A 4,836-nucleotide genomic window follows, 5' to 3' on the forward strand; every position below is an offset into this window, starting at 1 on the left:
GTCCCTCGTACTCATGTATGCCCATCTCGATAAGCTGGTTGATGACATGTTGGCGTTTAAGATCTTTCATGAACTGCACCTTTTCATAGAGAATACCCAACCTGATCACCTACTTCCCAAACTACATCCTCTGTGATTCCCAATCGTTCACACGCCTCCGCCAATCGCTTGCGAAACACCTGCATCTCACGCTCGTGCTCTCGCCGGGCCTTTTCTGTGTATTCGCAGTCGCAGGATGCCACTAACCATGCCCCGTTCATCACTCTTGTGTATAGCCGCCCCGTTCCGTCGCATTTCACACACATGTTTTATGCTCCTTTCAGCCGGAAATCTTCGCCTTCGACTTCCAAGAGGTATGAACCGCATTGCCCGAGCAGCCGACTGGCAGCTGCATAGCCAATTTTTTCACTCAATGTCCCTCGATCCTCATTGCTGTTGAACACGATCGGTTTTTGTTTCCGATACCGTTCATTTATGATTTTGTAATATAACGCCTCTTTCGCTTCGGACCATTTCGCCTTCCCGATGTCATCCCACACCAGCACATCCGCGTGAATCGCACTATGCAGGAGTCGATTGAGCGTTTCTCCCTCGTCGTTCATCATCTTGGCTTGAATCAGCTCGTCCATAAATGTGACATCTGAAACCACCAACACATTGAATCCGTCTTTGATCAGCCGTTTGGCTAGCGCAATTTGCAAATGCGTCTTTCCCACTCCAAAATTGTTGTGCATTTGTTTCATTTCAGCCCGTTTGCCAGCCGGAAGCTCTCGTAATCGCTGCTCCCCAACAACTGCGATCAAGCCAAGATTTTTATCAGACATAATTTTCTTTGTTGTACCGTCATCATGTTTAATCACAGCGAATTCGTTTAGGTAGCTAATGGTCATATCGTACATATCTTGCTGATACTTCGTCACTCGCTTGAAGTTCTCGAAATTCGCATGAACAAATTCATCGGGAATGAGTGCTTGCCTGAACCGCCGTTTCCACGCCTTCCGTTCCCGGCATTCGCAAGGTCGTACGAATTCATAACCACGCTCGTCTCGATAGAAAATGAATTCCGTGTCTTTGCATTGGGGGCACTCGTAGTCACCCTTTCCATCCCCACGCTCGTCTGGCTGCTTCAGCTTCTCGGAGGACTTGCTCGTATGACTTGCTGCCTTCTTTTGCAGATCGGCTAACACCTCGGCGATGCTTGCGAATCGTCCCGCCATCCGTATCCTCTCCTTTTTGCCCGTGATATTTGCTTAGCAACACTTTGCGCACGTATTCGAAAGAATGGATCTCGTCACCGTTGAATTTTGGTTCATACTCGTCAAACACTTGGTCGATCAGTTTAAGGATGTCATCCAGCGGTATCTGCTCTTGCAGGAGTTTTTCTATGGCCGCTTCATCTTTAGGAGAAAGCGATAGTCCTTTTCCTCTGCGTTGGATGTATCTGTTAGCAATCAATTGGAATGATTGAGCATGGGCGTCGCCTATATCATCATCAATATTTTTATTTAAATCTTTATTTATATTTTTTATTTCTTGGTAAGCGAATTCGCTTACTGTAGAGTAAGCAGTTTCGCTTACTGTAGAGTCAGCGTTTTTGCTTACTGTAGTGTCAGCAATTTCGCTTACTGTACTTCCTTTTGCTGACTGTAAGCGCCAAGTATCATAATCCTTGTTAAACGCTAGTTTCCTTGATTTCGAATAAGTACCTTCCTCAGTAACGGTGACGATATTACTTTCAATCAACTTATCCAGTTCTTGTTTCACTCGTTGCTTATGCACGCCCGTGGCTTCAGCAAGAAAGGATAAGGACATCTCATGATCTTTTCGATTAAACCCATAAGTATATCGCCATATCACTAAAATCAATCGAAACTGAGTTGGGCTGAGCTTGGTCAGCGCCAGGCGTTCTAAAATCTCGTTTGCAATTTTGGTATATCCATGCTCAAGCTGTACGTCTGCCAAGCTCAACACCTCCTATTTCTTGACACAAATCACATATCGTCCTTCCACTCTCTTCGGCTTCAAGCCGGGATGGCTGCTTTTTATGTAGCCTTTGATATACTCGATGTAGAGTTTCTTGTTGCCAGCAGCCATCCAACGGAAATGATGAGGGATAACAATTCGGTGTTCCATCATTCGATGTCAAAGCTCTCCTGTTCAAAATTGCTTGGTTCTTTCTCTTCTTTCGGCTGTTGCTCTTCCTCTGCAGGAACCTCAAATGCCTCTGCTTCGATGTACTCGACTGGTTCTGGTTCAGAAGTGATGTCTTTTCGGACCACTTCATCCTGCGCAACTGCCTGCTGAATCTCAATGGAGATCGGCAGGTACTTCCACATGTGCCGGATGACAGTCTTTTTGGCCATTTCCTCATAGTCCGTTACCCACGGACCGTTATTGGCTGCTTTTGAACGCTTGCGACGTTTTTCAATCTCCTCTTTAGGCATGAATTCGAATTGATAGCCGCCGTCTTTGAAATGCGCAACCGCATAGGCACCAATAAACTCACCGCGGTTTGTCATCGCTGGCTTATGAACGAGCTTTGGATGTAAGCCGTACTCATATTCGAACGTGTCGTTTTCGTAAACCGCATGAGCATAAATGCTTTCGATATTTCCGCTGCGCCGTGCTAGGTCGATCATGCCTTTATAGCCGATGATGAATTGCACATCGGATTGTCCTGTTTTTCCATTTTTGAACGGAACGAAGTAGCAATGTCCGATGAGCCCCGGCTCTAGTCCAAGCTGTGCTGCTTGCATAACCGCACCGAGAAGTGAAGGAACAGAACATTCAAGCAATTTTGGATTCGTCCGGATAGTTGTAAGAGCAATTCGTGCCATGCGATCGGCATCCATGTGCTTTGGAAGAGCTTTTTCAATTTCAGGTCCCATTTTTTTGAGATATGCTGCAATCGTTTGTGCTGGAGTAGGCGCTGCTGCCTCTGTTTTGTTCGCTTTGTTTGCAAGCTGGTTTTTTAGCGTTTGATTTGTTGCCATACTTATGACCTCCCGATTTTTTAAATTGCGATCAGGACCAAAAACAAAATTCCTAAAAACGTATAAACAGTGCCTAAAAGTTTGTTACGCCAACCGAACTGTGACACTGCTCCGCCAAACCAAATACCGGCAGTAAGAGCAAAACTGATATCCTGTAAATCAAACATTTTAATCACCTACTTAACGGAGAATCGCCGCGATATCGATTCCCTGGCGACCTCTTGATATATTTCTGGATACTTCGCTTTGAGTAACTTCGTATCAACACGGCTGCTACGAACGTTTTTCCATGTGACGATACGATCACCGGCAAAGGCTCTTTCATAATCACCAAGCATAGCCTTGAGCTGATTTTCAGCTTCCTTGCGACGTTCAGCAGCTTCGGCTTCCTCTTGCTTGGCTTGTTCGTATTTTGCAATCAAATCGACAGCATAAGGTGGAAGTTCAATTTCCTCGTCAAACTTAGCTGTCGGATATAAAGCTTTCAGCAAATCACTCGAAGCATCCGAACCGTCGAACATTGGAGGATTTTTCTTTAACACGTGATTGTTCCAGAAGTCCGACTCGATTTGGATGAGATACTGAATGATCTCCTCATCTCGTTCGATTTTTTTGTAGATGAACTTATTTCCACCTATGAGAACCGCAATCCACCAGGAATCAAAACCAGTGACAGCCATGTAGTGCTGGCATTGAATGAGATATTGTGCCGGAACCTCATCATCTTTCCACTCTTCTTTGAGGTATTCACTGGCCGTTTTACATTCAAGCCCTGCCTTCTCACCGACAATCAGCCGATCCACGTTTGCAAGCATGAAAGAATGTTCTGGATGCTGTAGAATCGCATTTCTGCGCCGCACTTTGAGACCTGTTCGTTTGCTAAATTCTTGAGCGACGACATCCTCAAGCACTGTGCCCCAATACGCTGCTTCGCTACTCACATTTTCCTCTGGGGCTTGTCCGATCTTTTCAAGATACACCGCAACAGGAGATTTCCATTTGTTTAAACCGGCAATGGCAGCTGCATCGCTTCCTCCGATTCCCTTCCGACGCGCAGCCAACCATTCTTCATGGCTCATTTCATTTGTGTTGGCAAAGACGACGGACATTTTTCCACCTCCATTTGATTTTTGAAGGCGATTCCTGTACTATGTAGGTGACTGTTTTAAATCAGGAATCTCCCTTTCCCTATTTTTCAAAACGCCTCACTCCCCCAGTGAGGCGTTTTTCATGCCTTTTGGGCTGCGCCATACTTGCAGCAATATTCATATGCGCACCATTGTTTCCGGTGGATCACCAATCCGTCAGGGAACTCGATGACCTCTTCACCTTCATAGATCTTGTCACCGCACCCATCGCAATAGCCCACAACGCAAGGTTCTTGTCGCTGAATCGGATGCCAGTCAGAAATAATCGGGTTCTCAATCATGCAGGTTCACCTCCTTTCAGTGTTTCAAGGCGTTTTCGGATCGCCTGTATGCTTCGTCCTGTTCGGGCGGACAGAACCTCGATCGGTTGAACCCCGTAATGGTTGAGGATGTAGAAATCTTCCTCCTCTGTCCACTTGCCTGTCTTACCACAAGCGCTGGCCTCTCCATTGTTGCTCCACAACGGCCTAGCAAGTTCTTGCATACGCTGACCATGGGGGCATTGTCGACATAATGGCACGTAGGACTCGTTCTTATGTCCGTATGGGCATTGCTGACAATACTTATCCAGGATCTCCAACACCTGCATGCGGATACGACGCTTCTCTGACTTCGTCACGCTCCATCACCTCCTTTTTGGCCGTCTTGCACTGTGGTACAATGGAAACGGGTATCGGTGGTTCTGGCTAGTTGGT

Annotated in this window: 7 protein-coding genes; all 7 read right to left on the minus strand. The window is 46.3% G+C overall.

Going from position 1 to position 4,836, the window contains the following annotated elements:
• Positions 1 to 308: 308 nt before the first annotated feature.
• The 7 genes from DSM465_RS0117570 to DSM465_RS0117605 all read right to left on the minus strand — a co-directional run bounded on the left by DSM465_RS0117570 (position 309) and on the right by DSM465_RS0117605 (position 4,760).
• Complete coding sequence (locus DSM465_RS0117570) at positions 309 to 1,187, minus strand: ATP-binding protein (RefSeq protein ID WP_236620393.1); 879 nt, start codon at positions 1,185 to 1,187, stop codon at positions 309 to 311.
• Positions 1,093 to 1,962, minus strand: coding sequence for a replication protein (locus DSM465_RS19195; protein WP_161627864.1), 870 nt, complete (start codon positions 1,960 to 1,962; stop codon positions 1,093 to 1,095). Before DSM465_RS19195 ends, DSM465_RS0117570 begins: the two co-directional genes overlap by 95 nt.
• Before the next feature lie 170 nt (positions 1,963 to 2,132).
• Positions 2,133 to 2,993, minus strand: a complete 861-nt coding sequence (gene recT / locus DSM465_RS0117585; protein WP_029761937.1) for a recombination protein RecT — start codon at positions 2,991 to 2,993, stop codon at positions 2,133 to 2,135.
• A gap of 20 nt (positions 2,994 to 3,013) precedes the next feature.
• Positions 3,014 to 3,160: a hypothetical protein gene (locus tag DSM465_RS19485; RefSeq protein ID WP_155121013.1), complete on the minus strand. Its 147-nt coding sequence runs from the start codon at positions 3,158 to 3,160 to the stop codon at positions 3,014 to 3,016.
• Positions 3,161 to 3,169: 9 nt separating this feature from the next.
• The gene (locus tag DSM465_RS0117595) at positions 3,170 to 4,102 is read right to left on the minus strand and encodes a YqaJ viral recombinase family nuclease (RefSeq protein ID WP_029761938.1); all 933 of its coding nucleotides are present in this window, start codon (positions 4,100 to 4,102) and stop codon (positions 3,170 to 3,172) included.
• 119 nt (positions 4,103 to 4,221) lie between these two features.
• On the minus strand, positions 4,222 to 4,422 hold the full coding sequence (locus DSM465_RS0117600) for a YqaI family protein (RefSeq protein ID WP_029761939.1): 201 nt from the start codon (positions 4,420 to 4,422) through the stop codon (positions 4,222 to 4,224).
• Entirely contained in the window at positions 4,419 to 4,760 is a 342-nt protein-coding gene (locus DSM465_RS0117605) for a hypothetical protein (protein WP_236620392.1), read from the minus strand. The genes DSM465_RS0117600 and DSM465_RS0117605 overlap by 4 nt, the downstream gene beginning before the upstream one ends.
• Positions 4,761 to 4,836: the final 76 nt, after the last annotated feature.

Source organism: Geobacillus thermodenitrificans subsp. thermodenitrificans DSM 465, from assembly GCF_000496575.1.
GTDB classification, from domain to species: Bacteria; Bacillota; Bacilli; order Bacillales; family Anoxybacillaceae; genus Geobacillus; species Geobacillus thermodenitrificans.